The organism is Dyella thailandensis, assembly GCF_050749815.1.
In the GTDB taxonomy this organism is placed as follows: domain Bacteria; phylum Pseudomonadota; class Gammaproteobacteria; order Xanthomonadales; family Rhodanobacteraceae; genus Dyella_A.
This window is the reverse complement of record NZ_CP192735.1, coordinates 707,345-726,014: the sequence shown is the minus strand read 5'-3', so window position 1 is coordinate 726,014 and position 18,670 is coordinate 707,345. Positions and strand designations below refer to the sequence as shown.

The 18,670-nt window shown below is 68.7% G+C and carries 18 protein-coding genes; 11 read left to right on the top strand and 7 right to left on the bottom strand.

The window, feature by feature from the left end:
* Positions 1-79: 79 nt before the first annotated feature.
* Positions 80-949, bottom strand: a complete 870-nt coding sequence (locus ACQVBX_RS03215) for a LysR family transcriptional regulator (RefSeq protein WP_431636468.1) — start codon at positions 947-949, stop codon at positions 80-82.
* 114 nt (positions 950-1,063) lie between these two features.
* Here ACQVBX_RS03215 and ACQVBX_RS03210 point away from each other — a divergent pair, with 114 nt between their 5' ends.
* Positions 1,064-1,906, top strand: a complete 843-nt coding sequence (locus tag ACQVBX_RS03210) for a hypothetical protein (protein ID WP_431636467.1) — start codon at positions 1,064-1,066, stop codon at positions 1,904-1,906.
* A gap of 43 nt (positions 1,907-1,949) precedes the next feature.
* Here the strand turns inward: ACQVBX_RS03210 and ACQVBX_RS03205 are convergent, their stop codons facing one another.
* Positions 1,950-2,921 carry a VOC family protein gene (locus tag ACQVBX_RS03205; protein WP_431636466.1) on the bottom strand — a complete coding sequence of 324 codons (972 nt, stop codon included), beginning with the start codon at positions 2,919-2,921 and terminating at the stop codon, positions 1,950-1,952.
* 192 nt (positions 2,922-3,113) lie between these two features.
* Complete coding sequence (locus tag ACQVBX_RS03200) at positions 3,114-4,049, bottom strand: GlxA family transcriptional regulator (protein WP_431636465.1); 936 nt, start codon at positions 4,047-4,049, stop codon at positions 3,114-3,116.
* Between the two features lie 263 nt (positions 4,050-4,312).
* On the opposite strand from ACQVBX_RS03200, the gene ACQVBX_RS03195 reads away from it, so the two are divergent.
* The 3 genes from ACQVBX_RS03195 to ACQVBX_RS03185 all read left to right on the top strand — a co-directional run bounded on the left by ACQVBX_RS03195 (position 4,313) and on the right by ACQVBX_RS03185 (position 6,523).
* On the top strand, positions 4,313-5,164 hold the full coding sequence (locus ACQVBX_RS03195; RefSeq protein WP_431636464.1) for an energy transducer TonB: 852 nt from the start codon (positions 4,313-4,315) through the stop codon (positions 5,162-5,164).
* Positions 5,165-5,288: 124 nt separating this feature from the next.
* The gene (locus ACQVBX_RS03190; protein WP_431636463.1) at positions 5,289-5,657 is read left to right on the top strand and encodes a nuclear transport factor 2 family protein; all 369 of its coding nucleotides are present in this window, start codon (positions 5,289-5,291) and stop codon (positions 5,655-5,657) included.
* 59 nt (positions 5,658-5,716) lie between these two features.
* Positions 5,717-6,523, top strand: coding sequence for a helix-turn-helix domain-containing protein (locus tag ACQVBX_RS03185; RefSeq protein WP_431636462.1), 807 nt, complete (start codon positions 5,717-5,719; stop codon positions 6,521-6,523).
* 138 nt (positions 6,524-6,661) lie between these two features.
* Here ACQVBX_RS03185 and ACQVBX_RS03180 read toward each other — a convergent pair whose 3' ends face one another.
* Positions 6,662-7,480, bottom strand: a complete 819-nt coding sequence (locus tag ACQVBX_RS03180) for a class I SAM-dependent methyltransferase (protein WP_431636461.1) — start codon at positions 7,478-7,480, stop codon at positions 6,662-6,664.
* Between the two features lie 399 nt (positions 7,481-7,879).
* The gene (locus ACQVBX_RS03175) at positions 7,880-8,974 is read right to left on the bottom strand and encodes a diguanylate cyclase domain-containing protein (RefSeq protein WP_431636460.1); all 1,095 of its coding nucleotides are present in this window, start codon (positions 8,972-8,974) and stop codon (positions 7,880-7,882) included.
* Between the two features lie 204 nt (positions 8,975-9,178).
* On the opposite strand from ACQVBX_RS03175, the gene ACQVBX_RS03170 reads away from it, so the two are divergent.
* The 6 genes from ACQVBX_RS03170 to ACQVBX_RS03145 all read left to right on the top strand — a co-directional run bounded on the left by ACQVBX_RS03170 (position 9,179) and on the right by ACQVBX_RS03145 (position 14,862).
* Positions 9,179-9,790, top strand: coding sequence for a dihydrofolate reductase family protein (locus ACQVBX_RS03170; protein ID WP_431636459.1), 612 nt, complete (start codon positions 9,179-9,181; stop codon positions 9,788-9,790).
* 104 nt (positions 9,791-9,894) lie between these two features.
* Positions 9,895-10,650 carry a zinc-dependent peptidase gene (locus ACQVBX_RS03165; protein WP_431636458.1) on the top strand — a complete coding sequence of 252 codons (756 nt, stop codon included), beginning with the start codon at positions 9,895-9,897 and terminating at the stop codon, positions 10,648-10,650.
* A 116-nt stretch (positions 10,651-10,766) separates the two neighbouring features.
* Positions 10,767-11,402 (top strand): DUF4893 domain-containing protein, encoded by a 636-nt coding sequence (locus ACQVBX_RS03160; protein WP_431636457.1) that lies wholly within the window; start codon positions 10,767-10,769, stop codon positions 11,400-11,402.
* 85 nt (positions 11,403-11,487) lie between these two features.
* Positions 11,488-12,081, top strand: coding sequence for a tRNA (pseudouridine(54)-N(1))-methyltransferase TrmY (gene trmY, locus ACQVBX_RS03155; RefSeq protein ID WP_431636456.1), 594 nt, complete (start codon positions 11,488-11,490; stop codon positions 12,079-12,081).
* 136 nt (positions 12,082-12,217) lie between these two features.
* Entirely contained in the window at positions 12,218-13,435 is a 1,218-nt protein-coding gene (locus tag ACQVBX_RS03150) for a putative DNA modification/repair radical SAM protein (protein ID WP_431636455.1), read from the top strand.
* On the top strand, positions 13,435-14,862 hold the full coding sequence (locus ACQVBX_RS03145; RefSeq protein ID WP_431636454.1) for a UdgX family uracil-DNA binding protein: 1,428 nt from the start codon (positions 13,435-13,437) through the stop codon (positions 14,860-14,862). The genes ACQVBX_RS03150 and ACQVBX_RS03145 overlap by 1 nt, the downstream gene beginning before the upstream one ends.
* 46 nt (positions 14,863-14,908) lie before the next feature.
* Here the strand turns inward: ACQVBX_RS03145 and ACQVBX_RS03140 are convergent, their stop codons facing one another.
* Both ACQVBX_RS03140 and ACQVBX_RS03135 read right to left on the bottom strand, forming a co-directional pair.
* A complete protein-coding gene (locus tag ACQVBX_RS03140; RefSeq protein WP_431636453.1) occupies positions 14,909-17,242 on the bottom strand; it encodes a response regulator in 2,334 nt (777 codons plus the stop codon).
* Positions 17,243-17,270: 28 nt separating this feature from the next.
* Positions 17,271-17,447, bottom strand: a complete 177-nt coding sequence (locus ACQVBX_RS03135) for a hypothetical protein (RefSeq protein WP_431636452.1) — start codon at positions 17,445-17,447, stop codon at positions 17,271-17,273.
* A gap of 75 nt (positions 17,448-17,522) precedes the next feature.
* Here ACQVBX_RS03135 and ACQVBX_RS03130 point away from each other — a divergent pair, with 75 nt between their 5' ends.
* The gene (locus tag ACQVBX_RS03130) at positions 17,523-18,650 is read left to right on the top strand and encodes a M23 family metallopeptidase (RefSeq protein ID WP_431636451.1); all 1,128 of its coding nucleotides are present in this window, start codon (positions 17,523-17,525) and stop codon (positions 18,648-18,650) included.
* The last annotated feature ends 20 nt before the right edge of the window (positions 18,651-18,670 follow it).

Here is an 18,670-nt window from a genome sequence, read left to right as displayed (position 1 = left end):
TCCGTCTGCGAAGACCAGGCGTCCGGGTCGCGTTCTGCGACCCGGACGTGAGGCGGACCGCCGTGCAACGCGCGGCGGCTCAGGCCAGCAGGCTCTCCACGAAATCGCCGAAGGCGCGCACCTTGCGGGACATCTGACGCGCGCCGCCACCGAGCAGCATGATCGGCGGGCCTTCGGCCACGAAGCCGGCAAGCACGCGGCGCAGGCGTCCCTCGCCGATCAGGCCGCGCGCCGCGGCGTGATCGATCTGCACCAGGCCCAGCCCCGCCACCGCTGCGTCGAGCAGCGGGTCGAGCGAGTCAGTGACCAGGTTGCCGGACGGCACCCATTCGATCGGCCGACCATCGGCTTGAAAGCGCCACGGCGCCGGGGCGCGCTCGCCCACGGGCATGAAGCCCAGGCAATTGTGATGCGCCAGATCGGCCGGGCTGCGCGGTTCGCCCGCGCGGGCCAGGTATTCCGGGGCGGCGCAGGTGATCCAGCGGATCACGCCCAGGCGGCGAGCGATCAGCGAGGAATCGGGCAGTGCCGCGATGCAGATCGCACAATCCCAGCCGCGGCCGATGAGGTCCTGGCTACGGTTTTCCATGGACAGGTGCAGGGCCAGTTGTGGATGGCGGCCGAGGAAGGCCGGCAGTCGCGGCGCGATCAGTCGACGCCCCAGCACCACCGGCACATCGGCCCGCAGCACGCCACGCAAGGCCGGCCCGCCCGAAGCCAGGCGCCCTTCCACCTGGCGCATCTCCTCCAGCGTCCTGCAGCAGTGCTCGAAGTACACCGCACCCTCTTCGGTCAGCCGCAGCGAGCGCGTATTGCGCTCGAGCAGGCGCACTCCGAGCACTCGCTCCAGATGCTGTACATGAGCGGTCACCGTAGCGGGCGCTAAGCCCAGCTCGCCCGCGGCCCGCGCGAAACTGCGCAGCGAGGCCACGCGAACGAAGGAGTGCATGGCGGTGAACCGGTCCACGGTGTTTCGTCCTGCCGAAGAGTGAATTCGGAGCGCGCAGCATAGATGGCTATCCCGGCTGGATACAGTACGCCCCGACTCCCGCGGAACATCCTCATGAAACGCATCCTCCTCGCCATCGCCCTCGGCCTGCTGGGCACCGCCGCCGTGGCCCGCAGCGCGGCACCCGAAGCGGTGTTCAAGCTCGAGCCCTACCGCAAGACGGTGGCCCTGCGCGCCAGCGTCGCTGGGCACCCGGGCCTGTTCGTCTTCGACTCCGCCGGCGGCATCACGCTGCTGGCGCCGGCCTTCGCGAAGACCATCGGCTGCACGCCATGGGGACGCCTGTCAGGCTTCCAGATGACCGGCAACCGCCTCGACGCGCCACGTTGCGACAACGTGCGGATCAGCCTCGACGGCCACCCGTTTTCCGCTCCGGTCACCGCGGTGATCGACCCGGCGCCGTTGATGGCCACGGACGCCGCCCCCGTGGCCGGCTCGATCGCTCTGGACCTGTTCGCCGGCAGGACGATCACCATCGACCTGGTGCACCGGCAACTGATCGTGGAGACGCCGGCAAGCCTGCGCGCACGCGTGGCAAAGGCCCGGCCGCTGCCGCTGCTGCTGTCGCGCGAGCTGCAGGGTCACGCGCTCGCCGCTTCGGTAGGCGTGCCGACCGCGCAGGGCACCGTGTGGTTCGAACTCGATACCGGCAACGGCGGCACCGTGCTCGTCTCGCAGCCCTATGCGGCGCTGTTCGACCTGGACCCGGACGCGAAGGGCGAGCAGACCGCGGACTTCGACGTCGCCCCCGGCTTGCATGCCCGCGGCCGTGCCTTCACGCCGTCGATGATCATCGACGGCAACCTCGGCATGCCGTTCCTGCACGACAAGATCGTGACGCTCGACCTGGCGCGGGGGCGGCTGTGGATCCAGTCCGCGGAGCCGGCGGCGCAGTGAGTGCCGTCGCCACGCTGCCGTCGGGCGCCCGATGCGAAGGCGCCTACTGCGGTACCGCCGCCCCCGCGCAGGGCGAACGCGCCGGCTGCATCGCGTGGAATTCGATCGACAGGCCCAGATCGTCCTGGCTCGGCGCGAGCACGGACTCGCCCCACAGACCGCGGTAGGTCGGCAGCGCGCGCTCGTAGCCGCGCTCGACCCAGCGTTGCGCGCGGCCAAGGTCGCTCACGCCGAAGCTCATCCCGAGGATGCGCGGGCCGCCCTCGGCCATGGTCTTGGCCGCCAGCCCCGCGCCATCGGGCTGCAACGCCAGCAGCGCGGTGGGGCCGACCGGCACGCAGAAGCCTTTCGCGCCCACGGCGGTTAACTTCACCGGCACGGCGTGGCCGAACCCCATCCGTTCCAGCTGTCGACGGTCGGCCTCGGCGTCGCCCGACACCAGCCAGATCGACGAGAGCTCGCGCGCGCCGTTGGGGTGCTCGCGGCTGACGCGATGATCGGCGGCGTTGCCGGGATCGAACTGATCCGGCGCGTAGTCCGCGGCGTAGTCGATAAAGAACGTGTTGCTCGACAGCGGCGCGCGATCGAAGGCGAACAATCGCCAGCCCGGCCTGGCGCTGTTCGGCCCGGCGAAGAACGGCGTCACCGCGTAGTGCAGCGCCTGCAGCGAACGATGGATCGCCTCGAGCGACGAGCTGCGGAAGCCGAACGTGCGCGAGCCCGGCCCACCCTTCAACGCCTGCTGGTCCTCCTTCATGCCCGGATCGAATTCCGGATTGGGGCGGGTGATGCCGAGCAGTTCGATGAAGCTGCTATCGGCCAGGCGGATGTAGCGGTTGGCCACGCCGCCGGGATCGCGCCCGGGACGCACCTGGAACCCGAGCTTCACCGCCATCACCGCCGTAACCTGGTCGATACCGCGGCCCCACAGAAGGATGTGGTCGAGACGGGTGGGCGGCACTGCGGGTGCAGGCGGCGGCGTGGCAGCACGCGCAGCGCCGACACACAGGAGCATGGCCGAAACGAGCGGGATCAAGCGCATGGAAGTTCTCAAGGCAAAGGGCTAAGTGGTCGTGCCGACATCACGCCGCGCCGTGGCACCGATCATCGGCGAGACGCTGCGGCGCGCTCTTTTATGGACGGCCCGCCCGTCGCGAACAAGGACAAATTCCGGCCAAAAACGGCCAGCACCTGCCGCGATCCGCGATCAGCCGCCTGCGCTGCGGCGTAGCGACTGCGGCGACATCCCGAAAGCGCGAACGAACGCGCGGCGCATGCGGCTGGCATCGCCAAAGCCGGTGGAGACGGCAATGTGATCCAGATGCAGATGGCTGGTTTCCACCGCCACCCGGGCGGCCTCGAGCCGCATGCCCTCGACCACCTTGGCCGGCGTGGCGCCGATCTCGGCGACGAAGGCGCGGGCGAAGTTTCGCGGGCTCATCGCGGCGCGCTCGGCCAGCCGCTCCACCGTCATCGGCTCGGCGAGGCGCGCGCGCATCCAGCCGACCAGCTCACCAAAACGCCCGGTGCGACCGCCCTGCTCCACCAGCGCCGAATACTGCGACTGCCCCGCGTGCCGACGCTGATGCACCACCAGCTGCTGCGCCGCCCGGCGCGCAAGGCCGGGGCCGAGGTCGTCTTCCACCAGCGCGAGCGCCAGATCGATGCCGGCGGAAATGCCGGCGGAAGTCCACAGCTTGCCGTCGCGGACGAACATCCGCTCGGCATCCAGCCGCACCCGCGGATAGCGCACCCGGAACCGCTCGGCCGCGTCCCAGTGCGTGGTGGCCCGCCGTCCATCGAGCAGACCGGCCTCGGCGAGAAAGAACGCGCCGGAGCACACGCCCGCCGTGCGGCGCCAGGCGTCCTCGCCCAGCCACGCCACGATGGCGCCCGCGTGCTCCTCGACCTGGGCCAGGTTGCCGCCGGAAACGATCACCGTGTCGAAGCGCCCGGACTCCATCGGCGCCGCCGCCAGGCACACGCCGGAGGAACTGCGCACCACGCCGCCCTCCGGCGCCAGCACGTGGATCGCGTAGCTGCCGGGCCGGAAACGTTCCGCCATCTCAAACACGGCCACCGGACCGGCCGCATCCAGCAGCTGAAATCCCGGAAAAACGACGATGGCAATCTCGCGTCGCATGGTGGCAGTCGCCCGGCTCGATGCAGGCCCGGAAAGTGGCGTAAGCGCGAGGCGGGCGTCAAGCCGTCTGGACCCTGGCGCCGCCAACGCGGCTACTGTCGGCTGCAAAGCATTTGCGGACATACTTGACCCCGATCGCGGGGGCGATCCGGGGAGTCAGGGGACGACGACGTGTCGGCGGCAGCGTGCCGCGTGACCGCAGGCGGACACCGGCTGCACCGGCCAGCCCGGCAGCGACGCATCGCCATCCCAAGGAAGCACGCATGAAGAACGTATTGCTCGGAGCACTGCTCGTTCTCGCCGCCACGTCGACCCACGCGGGCACGTCGCAGGATCTCGAATCATCGGCCGTCGTCGAAGGCAGCATCGTGCTGGCGAAGGACGGCTCGGTACAGAGCGCCACCGTCAAAGACGCGGCCAAATATGGCGCGCCGATCGCCGAAATGGTGCGCAACGCCGCGCTGCACTGGCACTTCCAGCCGATATTGCGCGACGGCCAGCCGGTACTGGCCAAGGCCAGCATGCACGTTCGCGTGGTGCTCAAGCCGACGCCGGACGGCAACTTCAGCGCCCGCATCAAGGGCGCCACTTTCGGTGACGAGGAAGCCCGCTCCACCGACGAATTGAGCAGCACCGACGCCAGCAAGAAAATCCTGCCGCGCTATCCGGACGTGGCGATCCACTACCGCGTGCAGGGCACCGTGTACCTGGCGCTGCACGTGGACCGCAGTGGCCACGTGACCGACGCGGTGGCCGAGCAGGTCAACCTGCGCAACATCGGCCCGGAGCATCTGCTCCAGCAGTATCGCGACATCATGGCCAAGTCCGCGCTCAAAGCGGCCCGGCAGTGGACGTACACCGTCCCCACCACCGGCAAGCTCGCCGGGCAGGACAGCTGGACGGCCCGCGTGCCGGTGAACTACACGCTCAACGAGATGGACCGGCCCAAGACCGACAGCGTGTGGCAGACCTACGTGCCCGGCCCGTTCACGCCGGCGCCGTGGGTCGACAAGCCGGACATGAACGCCACCGATGCGCTCGCCGACGACGATAGCGACCATGTGCAGACCGACGGCGCCGGCCCGGTGCTGCTCTCCCCGGCCCACCGCGGCTGAAGGCAGCCGGCGCGATCGGTTCGCGGTCGCGCCGCTCCCACATTCCGATTACCTCCAAGGTAATCGCCGCGCCGCCATGGCGCCGGCAAGCTGTGCCCACATCCACAGCAAAGGAGCACACGCCATGACCGCTACCCGTCAACTCATCGAGAACTACCTCAAGGGCTGGAACGAGACCGACCCGCTGCGCCGTCGCGCGCTGATCGAGGACGTGTACGCCGAACACGCCGCCTACGTCGATCCGATGATCGAGGCGCGCGGCTGGGAGGCCATCGACGCCACCATCGCCGCAGTGCAGAACATGTTCCCCGGTCACGTGTTCCGCCTCGCCGGCGAGGTCGACGCGCACCACGACATCGCCCGCTTCCACTGGCATCTGGCCGAGCCCGGCGCGGACGAGCCGCTGGTGATCGGGTTCGACGTGGCCGTGCTGGATAACGGTCGCATCCGCCAAGTGCACGGCTTCCTCGACAAGGTGCCGGTTGCCGCCTGAGGCTTCGGGTGCGCTGCGCCTCCGCGCGCGGCGCACCCATCGCTGGCTACCATCGACGCATGAATACCGCGCTTACCGCAACCTCACGCCCCGTTGGCGACCTGCTCCGCGAGTGGCGCCGCCATCGCCGGCTGAGCCAGCTCGAGCTCGCCACCGGCGCGGAGATCTCCACGCGCCACCTGAGCTTCGTCGAATCCGGCCGCGCCCAGCCGAGCCGCGACATGATCCTGCACCTGGCCGAATACCTCGACGTGCCACTGCGCGAACGCAACGCACTGCTGATCGCTGCGGGCTTCGCTCCTGCGTTCCGGCAACGCGCGCTGGACGACCCGGCACTGGCCACCGCACGCCACACCATCGACCTGCTGCTGCAGGGCCTGGAGCCTTACCCCGCGCTCGCCATCGATCGCTATTGGCAGCTCGTGGCCAGCAACCAGGCCACCACGCGCCTGCTCGTCGGCGTGGCGCCGGAATTGCTGCAGCCGCCGATCAACGTGCTGCGCCTGAGCCTGCATCCGGTCGGCCTCGCCCCGCGCATCCGCAACCTCGCGGCGTGGCGCGCGCACCTGCTGCATCGCCTGCGCCAGCAGATCGACGCCAGCCACGACCCGCAGCTGATCGCCCTGCTGCGCGAACTGCAGGCGCTACCCGCGCCGGCGGCGGACAGCGCAGAGGAAACGACGCCGCACGGCGCCATCGCCGTGCCGATGCAGCTGGAAGTGGATGGCGCCGTGCTCAACATGCTCAGCACCACCACGGTGTTCGGCAGCCCCGTCGACATCACCCTGGCCGAACTGGCGCTGGAGGCGTTCGTGCCTGCCGATGCGGACACGGCGGAGAGGCTGCGGCGCATGGCCGACGCGTGATCGCGCGTAGCTGGGGCGGTTCGCCCGCGCGTGATCCTGGCCGCGGGAGCGGCCAAGAGGAGTCGTCAGGAATGCGAGGGCGGTGCGGGCCGGCGCGGCTAGGCCTACCGGCCGGCGCCCTCTTCTTGCGGGTGGCCGTCAGCGCGCCACTTGCACCACCAGCGCCTGGATCCTGCCGGCTACCGGACCCACGCCGAACTTCGCGGCCAGCGCCGCCGTAGCCGCTACAGTCGCCTCGTCCAGGCGCGTGGCATCGCGCGCCTCGATCTCCCCGCGCAGCGGCGTGCCCTGGCAATACGCCAGCGCCACGCGGCCGGCGCTGTCGGCTCGGCTGATGGCGCCGACCGTCTCGATGCTCGGCGGCGCCGTGAAGCCGCCGCCAGCGATGTCGTGGGCGAGTTCCTGCGGCGAGAAATAGCCGTGCGGCAGGCGCGCCAAAAAGCGCGGCGGGTCGTCCGGAAACATGCCGGCCACCACCTCGGTGACGATCCAGGCGAAGTCGTTCGTTTCGATCCGATCCCACACGTTGAACAGCAACGTGCCGCCGGGCCGCAGCACACGGCGGGCCTCGGCGAAGGCGTGCGCCCGGTCCGGGAAGAACATCGCGCCAAACTGGCATACCACCGCATCGAACGTGGCGTCGGCGAACGGCAGGGCCATCGCGTCCGCCTGGCGCCAATCCACCGGCCGCGCGGTGCCCTGCACCTGCGCCACGGCCAGCATCGCCTCGTTGAGATCGGTGGCCACCAGCGACGTTGCAGGCGGCAACCGTGCAGCCAGCCCGCGCGTCACCACGCCGGTGCCCGCCGCCAGTTCCAGCACGCTTGCCGGTTGCAACGGAATCAGCCGATCGACCAGATCAGACGCATACGACGCGAAGATCAGCGGAACCAGCAGATCCTGATAGAGCGCAGCGACCGCCTGGCTGAAGCGGCCATCGTTTTCGGTCGTATGCATGGCGTGGCTCTCGCCCCGGAGACGGCGCAAGCGTACGCCGCCCCGTGCCACTCCGCTCCCCTGAACAGCTTCACCGTTCGGGGGAGCGGGTTGGGGTGAGGGGGGCTTCGGCTTTGTAGATGCGGCCACCTCGACCACGAAGATCAACAGCCCGCCCCCCCTCTCCCCCGAGCAAGCTCAGGGGAGAGGGCTAAATCGTGGCGCTTCGTGATGCACGGGGGCATCGCGCTTCGCCCCCTCTCCCCTGAACAGCTTCATCGTTCGGGGGAGAGTTTTGGGGTGAGGGGGCGCTCTGGCTCTTTTGTCCATCCCGCCCGAGCAAACTCCGCGAGATAGCAAAGGCGCCAAGCGACGCCGCATCCCAAGCGCCTCATGACGGGGTCACCCAGATAAGTGCGCTTACCCAGGCATCACCAGCGGCGCCGCATCGACGCGATTGCCGCCCTGCTCCTTGGCGCGATAGAGCGCCTGATCGGCTCGCTGCAACACGGAGTCCAGGGAGTCGCCGGGGCGGAGCATCGTGGTACCGAACGAAGCAGTCACCTGCCGCACCGGCGCCACCTGCATGCTGGCGATCGCCGTCTGCAGGCGCTCGGCCACCCGCTGCAGGCCCGACGCGTCGACATCCGGCACGATCGCCAGAAACTCCTCGCCACCCCAGCGCGAGATGCATTCGTTCTCGCGCAGCAGCCCCTTGCACCCGCTCGCCACGGCCTGCAGCACCTGATCACCCACGGGATGGCCGTAGGTGTCGTTGATCGCCTTGAAGCGGTCCAGATCGAGCATGATCACACCGGCCGGCGCGCCTGCCGCCAGCACCTCGCGCAGCATGCGCTCGCCAAGCAGGCGGCTTTGCACGCCGGTCAGCGGATCGCGATGCAGCAGAACCTCCATCAGCTGGCGTTCCGAGGCCAGCCGCTGGATCTTGCCGGCCAGTCCCCGCTGCACCGGCAGCAGTACCACCACCAGGATGCTCACCGGTCCATAGGCCATCAGCAGGTCGCGGCCACGCGGCGCCGCCAACTCCGCCGGATGAAGAGGCAGGTAGATAAGCACCGGCAACGCGATCAGCAGCCAGCTCAGTGCCGCCAGCACAAACGCCTGACGCCCGGGGATGAAAACCATCACCATCACCAGGAACACCACGAATAGCGACGACACCGGCGGCAGCAGATCAATCAGCGCAGCACCGGGCGTGAGCGTTGCCTGCAGGGTGTAGAGCCATGCCGGTGCGGCCAGCGCCAGCGCGCCAAACACCAGCGCGACGCGTGCAATGCCGAAAACCCAGCGCGGCCGGCGAATCAACGCGACGATGAGCGCTGCGAAAAACACGGTCGCCGTGGGCGGAATGATCAGGTCCATCGTGCGATGCACCGGCGCCAGCCAGTGGATCGCCGTCGCGCACGCGCCCGCGAACACCGTCAACGACAACAGCGCCATGACTGCGATGCGAACGTAGCGATCGTCGGTGTCTGGCGTCATCCGGAAGGGCATGGGAGCTCACTGGGGAGTGGCGCAGCGCGTGATCCGGACGGGCGACCGCCGGTGCGCCGCGGTGCGTGCATTATCGGCCGGTCACGCGGTTACTGAAATGCGGCCGACAAGCCACCGCCGCGCTGCCTCGCTCGTTGTCGAAAAGCGCGCCGGCTGCTCGTCGTTGATCCAGACGGACATATCGATCCGCACCGGAGCCTGTTCATGCGCAAACTCATCGTTCCCGCCTTCATCACGCTCGATGGGGTCATCCAGTCGCCCGGCAACCCGGACGAAGACACCACCAACGGCTTCACCCGCGGCGGCTGGTTCTGGCCGTATGCCGACGAAGCCACCGACGCGATGGAAGATCTGTTCCAGCGCCCCTTCGAGCTGCTGCTGGGGCGCCGCACCTATAACGTGTTCGCCGGCTTCTGGCCGACCGTGGCGCAGGATTCGCCGCTGCGCGGCACCGCCGACCTGTTCAACCGCACCACCAAGCACGTGGCCACCCACCGTTCCGACTCGCTCGATTGGAGCCACAGCCGCGCTCTCGGCGCCGATGCTGTCGCTGCCGTGCGCGAGCTCAAGCAAAGCGATGGCCCGGATCTGCTTACCCAGGGCAGCAGCGAGCTGGCGCAGCAGCTGCTGGCGACCGATCTGGTGGACGAGCTGATCCTGATCGTCGTGCCGATCCTGCTCGGCACCGGCAAGCGCCTGTTCGACGATAGCGCGCAGCCGACGGCGTTTCGGCTGCTGTCATCGGCCACCTCGTCGAAGGGCAACGTGGTGAACCACTACGTGCGCGAGGGCAAGCTGGGCGACGCGTCCGACTAAGGCCGGGGTGAGGGCCCGCGCGCGAATCCGGCCGAGGCGCCCCGCTTGAGAAACCCCACTTCGCCCAGATGCTGGTAGCGCCAAGACTTCTCCCACGTGGGGCCATGTTCCAAAAACTCAGAAACTGGCGCGTGCGCCGCATCGTCGCCAAGCACCCCATTCCCGAACCGTTGTGGCGAGTTGCGCTGGCACGCTGTATGCCGGCGCGGCGGCTGGGTGCATCCGACCAGGCGGCGCTGCGCGTGCTGGCCACGCTGTTCCTGCGCGAGAAGTCGATCGAGCCGGTGCAGGGGCTGACGCTGGATGATGCCGACCGCGTGCTGCTCGCCACCCACGCGTGCGTGCCGATCCTGAAACTGGGCATGGACTGGTTCGACGGCTGGCACAGCGTCATCGTTTATCCGGACGCGTTCGTGCCGCGACGCACGCGCATCGACGAAGCGGGCGTGGTGCATGAGAGCAGCGACGCGATGGCGGGCGAGGCGTGGGGCCGCGGGCCGGTGATCCTGTCGTGGGCGGACGTGCTCAACGCCGGCCAGCGCCCGGGCCACAACGTGGTGATCCACGAGATGGCGCACAAGCTCGACCTGCAGAACGGCGTCGCCAACGGCTTTCCGCCGCTGCACCGACGCATGGATCAGCGCGTGTGGACACGCGTGCTCTCCGGCGCCTGGGAGCGGCTGCGCCGCGAGCATCACCAGGGTGTGCCGATCCCGATCGACCCCTACGGCCTGGAGAATCCGGCCGAGTTCTTTGCCGTGGTCAGCGAGCAGTTCTTCGAGGCACCGGCTGCGTTGCGCGAGCATCTGCCGGAGGTCTACCGACAGCTGGAGCTGTTCTATCGGCAGCACCCGTATTAAGCGCCAGTCTTGCGGGAAAAGTGCGGCCTCGCGCGTGAGCTCCATGCACCGCTTCGCGTAGACTTTCGCGCCGGGTCAGACTCCGACCCGCTAGCTCGCCAGGAGGGCGAAAATCCATGTTCAAACGTTCATCGATGCTTATTGCCGCGTGGCTTCTTTGGCCAGCCATGGCGTCAGCGGCCACGTGTGAGAGCTGGCAGTCCACCGTGTTGCCAGCGGACCGCCCTGCTCTGACGACGCCGGTCCAGCAGGTGCTCGATCAGCTTCCGACCCGCCCGCGCAGCGCCAGCCCCGACTACCTGGCCGACCAAGCGGCCGCGCTGGACGAGGCGCGATATCTGCTGCAACGCGCGCTGCATCCGCTGCCGCTCGGGGATATCCACGGCGCGTGGCGCGTGAGGTCGATCCAGGCCGGACGTACCGGCGCTTACGCTTACCCGTATTTCGTCGGGCGCATCGATCGCACCGCATGCGGCTTCCGCTTTAGCAAGACGCGCGGTTCACAGCGCCGGAGCGGCACGCTGCTGCCGATGGCGGAGGATGACCGGGCGCTCGCGTTTCTGGGTACCTTCACCGTCAACGACGATCCCACCCGCCCCTACGGCCCTGACAATCGCCCGCTGGGCGAGCCGGCTGGACCGGATGGCCCGGTGAATTCCGTCGGCCGCCTGCTGCGCATCGGCCCGCACACGCTGCTGATGCTCCTGGACGTCGACGACAACGGCTTCGAGCTCTATCGCCTGGAGCGCTGATCCCGCGCGCTCGGCTGTCTTTCGATACCCCGGTTCGGGGACAATCGGCGCTCCCTCGCCCACGCCACCAACCGGCCGGAATCTCATGCGAACCTTCGTCCTCCGCGCGCGCGCCGCACCCACCGACAGCCAGAAACTGCTGGCCGGCGTGGGCAAGGAGGCGCACACCGAGATCCTTGCGCACACGCTGATGAACGCCCTCTTCGTGGCGCGGTCGCACCGCGCAGACGTGGTGGTGTACCTGGTGCTCGAGAGCACGGCGGACTATTCCCGCACCATTCGCGTCGACTCCAACCAGATCACCGACCTCGGCGGCTTCGACGAGCGCACGCTATTGGCTGCCGTGGCACGCGCACTGGATGCCTCCGTGGGCATGGGCAAGGAGGAAACGCGCCCCGTCGCCCCAGGCCTCACCGTGCGCACGCTGAGCTTCGAGCGCCTGGTGCAGGAGCTGGCGCAGGACCACCAACTGTTCGTGATGGACCGCAAAGGCGCACCGATCCGCGAGCAGGCCTTCGACGGCAACCCCTGCTTTCTGCTCACCGACCACATCCCCATGCCGAAGAAGACCTTCCACAGCCTCGAACGCCTGGGCGCAAAGAAGATCACGCTGGGCCCGACGATGCTGTTCGCCTCGCAGTGCGTGGTGCTGATCCATCACGAGCTCGACCAGCGCTAGCCGCCGACCGCGGCACGATCCGCCCCCGCGACACTTCGCCGCGATGGCCGCAACGCAGTCCGCACCTGGCGTCGCAGGATAAGAGGCTGAACCCGTTCACGCTGCGCGGACCCGATTGCACGATCATCCGTCTGGCATGGAACTGTCCGCCAAACTCGCCATCCTCGCCGATGCTGCCAAGTACGACGCCTCGTGTTCGTCCAGTGGCGGCAACCGGCGTGACTCGCGCGGCACGGGCGGTATCGGCTCCAACGAGGGCATGGGCATCTGCCATGCCTACGCGCCGGATGGCCGCTGCATCTCGCTGCTGAAGATCCTGCTGACCAACTTCTGCATCTTCGACTGCGCCTACTGCATCAACCGGCGCAGCTCCAACGTGCAGCGGGCGCGCTTCACGGTGGAGGAAGTGGTGCAGCTCACGCTGGACTTCTACCGGCGCAACTACATCGAAGGGTTGTTCCTATCCTCGGGCATCATCCAGTCGTCCGACTACACCATGGAAATGCTGGTGCGGGTGGCGCGCAGCCTGCGCCAGGATCACAAGTTCGGCGGCTACATCCACCTCAAGACCATTCCCGACGCCTCGCCGGAGCTGCTGTCGGCTGCCGCGCGCTGGGCCGACCGCCTCAGCATCAATGTGGAAATGCCCACCGAGGGCGGGCTCAAGTCGCTGGCGCCGGAAAAGAACCTGCGCGACATCCGCCAGGCCATGGGCCGCCTGCGCCTGGGCATCGATGAGTCCAAGGCGGAGAAGAAAGCGCCGCGCTTCGCGCCCGCGGGGCAGAGCACGCAGATGATCGTGGGCGCCGACGCCTCCACCGATCGCGACGTGCTCACCTCCAGCACCAACCTGTACGCCAGCTACCGGCTCAAGCGCGTCTACTACTCCGCCTTCAGCCCGATTCCCGATGCCTCCAAGGCGCTGCCGCTGCGGCCGCCGCCGCTGGTACGCGAACACCGCCTGTACCAGGCCGACTGGCTGATGCGCTTCTACGGCTTCAACGTGGAGGAGATCGCGCCGCCGGACGACAACGGCATGCTCGACCTGGACGTGGACCCCAAGATGGCTTGGGCGCTGCGTCATCGCAGCCAGTTTCCGGTGAACCTCAACACCGCGCCGCGGGAGATGCTGCTACGCGTGCCGGGCCTGGGCGTGCGCACGGTCGACAAGCTGCTGGCCATGCGCGCGCACCGACGCATCCGTTACCAGGATCTGGCCAAGCTGCGGGTGGCGGTGGGCAAGGTGGCGCCGTTCGTCGAGACGCTGGACTACCGCCCGCGCACCGACAGCGAGAGCAGCACGCTGCGCGCGCAGCTGACCACGCCGCGGCAGGCGGACCTGTTCGGCCACTGATGCGCAGCGTGATACTCGAGGACGGTTCGGATTTCGCCGCCTGGCGCAAGGCAGCGCGCGAGCTGCTGGCCGCTGGCCTACCGCCAGCGCAGGTGCAGTGGCAGGTTGGTGGTGCCACCGATCTGTTCGGAAACACCGAGCCGACGTCGCCCGTCGATGCACCGGTCACAACGGCGGGCCGGGTGCCGCGCGAGTTCATGAGCGTGGCCGACATCGTGCTCGCGCACAGCGACCCGCGCCGCCACGCGGTGCTCTACCGCATGCTGTGGCGGCTCACCCACGGCGAGCGCAATCTGCTGCAGATCGCCACCGACGACGACGTGGCATGGGCGCACATGGCGGCCAAGGCAGTGCGCCGCGACATGCACAAGATGAAGGCCTTCGTCCGTTTCCGCGAGGTGGCCGGGCCGGAGGGTGCGGTGTTCATCGCGTGGTTCGAACCCTCGCACGACATCGTGGCGCGCGTGGCCCCGTTCTTCGTGCGGCGCTTCACCGGCATGCGCTGGTCGATCCTCACGCCGCTGCGCAGCGCGCACTGGGACGGCGAAACGCTGCGCCTGGACGCCGGCGCCGACAAGACCGACGCGCCCACCGGCGATGCGCTGGAAGACCTCTGGCGCACCTACTTCGCCAACATCTTCAATCCGGCCCGGTTGAAAGTGCGCGCCATGACCCAGGAAATGCCCGTGCGCTACTGGAAGAACCTGCCGGAAGCCGCGCTGATCCCGGCCCTGATCCAGGACGCCTCGGCACGCATGCAGGCGATGGTGGACAAGGCGCCGACGCTGCCCCAGCGGCGCATTCCCGCACCGGTGAAGCCGGCACCGGCGCCACTGCCCGAGGGCAGCCTCGCGCAGTTGCGCGAGCAGGCCAGACAGTGCCGCGCCTGCCCGCTGTGGCAGCCGGCCACGCAGACCGTGTTCGGCGAAGGTCCGGACGACGCGCGTATCGTCGTCGTTGGCGAGCAGCCGGGCGACCAGGAAGACCTGGCCGGCCGCCCCTTCGTCGGCCCCTCCGGCGAGCTGTTCGATCGTGCGCTGGCGCAGCTCGGCATCGAGCGCCACGCGCTGTACATCACCAACACCGTCAAGCACTTCAAGTTCGAGCCGCGCGGCAAGCGCCGCCTGCACGCCCGCGCCAACGCGCAGGAGCAGGCAGCCTGCCGGCAATGGCTGGCTGCCGAACTCGACCGCATCCGGCCGCGCCTCATCGTTTGCCTGGGCGCGATGGCGGCGCAAAACCTGTTCGGTAGCGAGTTCCGTCTGCTCGAACAGCGCGGCCAGTGGATCACGCTCGACGAGAGCACGCGCGGCATCGCCACGGTGCATCCGTCGTACATCTTGCGGCTGCCGAGCGAGGCGGCTCGGGCGGCAGCCTTCGAGGATTTCGTGCGCGATCTCGGCCGGATACGCGAGCTGGCGCCTTAGCTGGGAGCGGCAAGGGGCGGAGGCACGCCCCTCGCCGCTCCACAACTTACCCAGCCGGCGAACCGACGGCGGCCTCCTCGGCCGCCTGCAGCAGGCGGCTAATCGAGGCGACGAGGCTGCCGGCACCGTAAGGCTTGAGCAGCGTGGCGGTCCGCTCGTCGGTTGGCATGTCGCAGTCTTCAGCCAGCCCCGTGGCGAAGATTACCGGCAGGTCCGGTGTGCGTTCGCGCAACGTCTGCGCCAGCTCGACGCCGGAACTCCCAGGGAGGCTCAGGTCGGTGATGAGCAGGTCGATCGGGTCGCTGACCTCCCAGGCCTGCAGCGCTTCTTCCGCCGAGCCTACCGCCACCACCTCGTAGCCCTTGCTTTCGAGCATGTCCTGCACCACCGAGCGGATCAGCTCGTCGTCTTCGCAGATCATCAGGCGCCGCTTGCTCACCGGCGGCGGAGCCACCGGGCTGGAGACACCCGGCTGGCGTCGCTCCTCACTGAGCACCTGTCGGACCTTTCGCGCCAACGCATCGCGCGTGTACGGCTTGCTGAGTAGATGCACGCCCTCATCCAGCCGCCCGGCGTGCACGATGGCGTTCTCCGTGTAGCCGGACGTGAACAACACCGCCAGCTGCGGCAGGCGTTCGCGCGCCAGCCGGGCCAGTTCCGGGCTGCGCAGGTCGCCGGGCATCACCACGTCAGTGAACAGCAGATCCAGCCCGATGCCGCTCTCGACCACCGAGAGCGCCGCGCGAGCGTTCGCTGCGTGATAGACCGTGTAGCCCAGGCTTCGCAGCAACGCCACCGCCGCCTCCCGCACCGCCTCGTCGTCCTCCACCACCAGGATGGACTCGTGCCCACCCTCGCTGCTCTCGGAAGGTTCCGCGGGCAACTCGCGCTCCGCCTCGGTGCTGCGCGGCAGATAGAGCTTCACCGTGGTGCCGTGGCCAGGCTCGCTGTAGATCTTGATGTGGCCACCGGACTGCTTGACGAAGCCGTACACCATCGAGAGGCCCAGGCCGGTGCCGCTGCCCTCGGGCTTGGTGGAGAAGAACGGCTCGAACACCTTCTCCAGCGCGTCGGCGTCGATGCCGCAGCCGTTGTCGGTAACGGCGATGAGCACGTACTGCCCCGGCTTCACTTCGTGGTGGGCGCGTACGTAGCGATCGTCGAGATAAGCGTTGCCGGCCTCGATGGTGAGCTTGCCGCGCTCCTCCATGGCGTCGCGGGCGTTGATCGCCAAGTTGAGGATCGCGCTTTCCAGGTTGGTCGGATCGATGGAAGTGTTCCAGAGCCCGCCACCGATGATCGTCTCGATCTCCACGCCTTCGCCGAGCGTACGTCGCAGCAACTCGTCCATGCCGCGGATCAGTCGGGCCGGGTTGATCACCCGCGGCTCGAGCGGCTGGCGCCGGCCGAAGGCCAGCAGCTGCGACGCCAGGGTCGAGCCACGCTCCACGCCGGCCATCGCGTTGCGCACGCGCTTCCTCGCCTGCTCGTTCTGCCCCACCTCCTGCAGCAGCAGCTGCAGGTTGCCGGTGATCACCTGCAGGATGTTGTTGAAGTCGTGCGCAATACCACCGGTCAGCTGGCCGATGGCCTCCATCTTCTGCGCCTGGTGCAGCGCCGAGCGCATTTCCTCCAGCGCCTCCTCGGCGCGCAGCACCTCGGTGGCGTCGCGGGTGATCTTGGCGAAGCCGATCAGGCGTCCTTCGTCATCGTCGATCCGGTCGATCACCACGTGCGCCCAGAACAGCGAGCCGTCCTTGCGCACGCGCCAGGCTTTGTTCTCGAAGCGCCCGTGCTTGCGCGCGTGCGCGAGCCCGCGTGCCGGCTCGCCGGCAGCGCGGTCCGGCTCGGTGTAGAACGCCGAAAAATGGTGCCCGATGATCTCGTCGGCGGTGTAGCCCTTGATCCGCTCCGCTCCCGAGTTCCACGTGTGCACGCAGCCCTCGGGGTCGAGCATGTAGATCGCGTAGTCGACCACGCCCTGCACCAGGATCCGGAACTGCTCGTCGGCGAAGCGCTGGTCCGACGCGCCCGCGCCGGCCTTGGGAATGATCACGTTGCAGTGGCCGAGCTGGGCGCCGCTTGCATCGTGCATCGGCTGGCTGCTGAGCGCGGCCGTGAGCGAGGTGCCGTCCTTGCGCAGGAGCCGGTTGTCGACCCGGTGAAAGCCGCCTTTCTCCCCGCGCTCATCGCGCCCCTGGGCAATGACGACACCCGGCGTGTCGTAGGGGAAAAGCACCGACTCGTGCTGGCCGACGATCTCTTCTGCGGCGTAACCCAAGGCGAGCTGAGCCCCTTTGTTCCAGAAGACGATCTTGCCGTCGGGGTCGACCGCGAAGATGCCGAGGTCGGTGATCGAATCCAGAACCGGACGGCTCAAACAGTTTGCATCCATTGCGCGCGCACATTTAAGAGAGGGGTACGAAAGATGCATATTTCAGGTGAAGATGGCGTTTGTATGGGACGGCTTTTTGCCGCGGCGAAGCGGCGGCCACCACCGCGGCGGGCACGTAGAGCGGCCCGGAATTGACCTTCGCCATCCGCACCGCCGCTCCGCTCATCCCGCGCCCGGTGCCGGTGGTCACCCGTCGCTTGGATCCGTGCAGCGACTGCCTTAGCTTCGGCGGCCCGATGCATAGGGTCTGCTCATGAAGACGGCGATGAACCTGCTGGTTACCTGCGCGCTCGCGGCGGCGCCCATGGCGCGTGCGGCCTCGGCGCCATCGCTGCAACCCTCGTTCGACCTGCGCGTGCTGGACGAACCGCACGCCGCCAACACCGATGCCGGCACGCAGGTGTTCGAGGAGTTGCACCTGACCAACTTCACCGGCTCACCGCTGCGGTTGATCGACGTGGCGGTGGTAGACGCGCGCGGCCAGATGCTGGCGCACTTTGACGGCGAGGCGCTGACCCGCCGGCTCGCGCGCATCGGCACACCTGCGACTTCGGGCGACGCCACGGTCCCGCCGGGAAGCCGCGCGGTGGTCTACATGGAATGGCCGGCGAACGCGCATCGCCCGCGCGCAGTCGAGCACGTGGTGACCTATGCGCCGCCACGCGGCGCGCCAGCGGACGTCGTGCGCGGCGCACGCACTGCGGTTTCCTACGCAGCCGGAGCGCCGCTGGGTCCGCCGCTGCGTGGGGGGCCGTGGGTGGCAGTCCACGCGGCCAGTTGGGCACGTGGGCATCGCCGGGTGTTCAACGCGGTCGACGGCCAGGCGCGCATCCCCGGGCGCTTCGCCATCGACTGGATACGCGTGGACGATGCCGGGCACACCGCGCGTCAGCACCCCGACACACCCAGCGACTGGCTCGGCTACGGCGCGGACGTGCTGGCCGTGGCCGACGCCACCGTGGTGACGGTGCGTGGCGACATGACCGAGTCGCCCCGCGTGTCGACGAACCCCAGGCACGTGCTGGCCGACGACGCGGGCAACTTCGTGACGATCCGGCTGGCCGATGGCCGCTACGCCTTCTACGAACACCTGCGTCCCGGCAGCATCACGCTGCACGCCGGCGATCGGGTGCGCCGCGGCGAGGTGCTTGCCCAGCTGGGGTTTACCGGCGCCTCCACCGGGCCGCACCTGCACTTTCACGTATCCAACGGGCCGTCCCGGGTCGGCGCCGAGGGGCGCCCTTTCACTCTCGCCGCGTTCGAGCTGCTGGGCCGGTACGACGACATCAGCGCGCTGGGCAAGGCGCCGTGGGCCCAACGAGTCGCGGGCGAAAGCGAGCAGCGCCACGACGAATGGCCGGCAGAGAACGCGGTGGTGCAGTTTCCCGAGTAAGGGAAGGGCGGCGGTTTACT

What these genes read in the sequence shown, in the direction of transcription:
- ACQVBX_RS03160 (WP_431636457.1), top strand. Translation starts at nt 10,767, where the DNA reads ATGTTCAAACGTTCATCGATGCTTATTGCCGCGTGGCTTCTTTGGCCA.
- trmY (WP_431636456.1), top strand. Translation starts at nt 11,488, where the DNA reads ATGCGAACCTTCGTCCTCCGCGCGCGCGCCGCACCCACCGACAGCCAG.
- ACQVBX_RS03195 (WP_431636464.1), top strand. Translation starts at nt 4,313, where the DNA reads ATGAAGAACGTATTGCTCGGAGCACTGCTCGTTCTCGCCGCCACGTCG.
- ACQVBX_RS03185 (WP_431636462.1), top strand. Translation starts at nt 5,717, where the DNA reads ATGAATACCGCGCTTACCGCAACCTCACGCCCCGTTGGCGACCTGCTC.
- ACQVBX_RS03170 (WP_431636459.1), top strand. Translation starts at nt 9,179, where the DNA reads ATGCGCAAACTCATCGTTCCCGCCTTCATCACGCTCGATGGGGTCATC.
- ACQVBX_RS03145 (WP_431636454.1), top strand. Translation starts at nt 13,435, where the DNA reads ATGCGCAGCGTGATACTCGAGGACGGTTCGGATTTCGCCGCCTGGCGC.
- ACQVBX_RS03150 (WP_431636455.1), top strand. Translation starts at nt 12,218, where the DNA reads ATGGAACTGTCCGCCAAACTCGCCATCCTCGCCGATGCTGCCAAGTAC.
- ACQVBX_RS03180 (WP_431636461.1), bottom strand. Translation starts at nt 7,480, where the DNA reads ATGCATACGACCGAAAACGATGGCCGCTTCAGCCAGGCGGTCGCTGCG.
- ACQVBX_RS03130 (WP_431636451.1), top strand. Translation starts at nt 17,523, where the DNA reads ATGAACCTGCTGGTTACCTGCGCGCTCGCGGCGGCGCCCATGGCGCGT.
- ACQVBX_RS03200 (WP_431636465.1), bottom strand. Translation starts at nt 4,049, where the DNA reads ATGCGACGCGAGATTGCCATCGTCGTTTTTCCGGGATTTCAGCTGCTG.
- ACQVBX_RS03175 (WP_431636460.1), bottom strand. Translation starts at nt 8,974, where the DNA reads ATGCCCTTCCGGATGACGCCAGACACCGACGATCGCTACGTTCGCATC.
- ACQVBX_RS03190 (WP_431636463.1), top strand. Translation starts at nt 5,289, where the DNA reads ATGACCGCTACCCGTCAACTCATCGAGAACTACCTCAAGGGCTGGAAC.
- ACQVBX_RS03215 (WP_431636468.1), bottom strand. Translation starts at nt 949, where the DNA reads ATGCACTCCTTCGTTCGCGTGGCCTCGCTGCGCAGTTTCGCGCGGGCC.
- ACQVBX_RS03210 (WP_431636467.1), top strand. Translation starts at nt 1,064, where the DNA reads ATGAAACGCATCCTCCTCGCCATCGCCCTCGGCCTGCTGGGCACCGCC.
- ACQVBX_RS03205 (WP_431636466.1), bottom strand. Translation starts at nt 2,921, where the DNA reads ATGCTCCTGTGTGTCGGCGCTGCGCGTGCTGCCACGCCGCCGCCTGCA.
- ACQVBX_RS03165 (WP_431636458.1), top strand. Translation starts at nt 9,895, where the DNA reads ATGTTCCAAAAACTCAGAAACTGGCGCGTGCGCCGCATCGTCGCCAAG.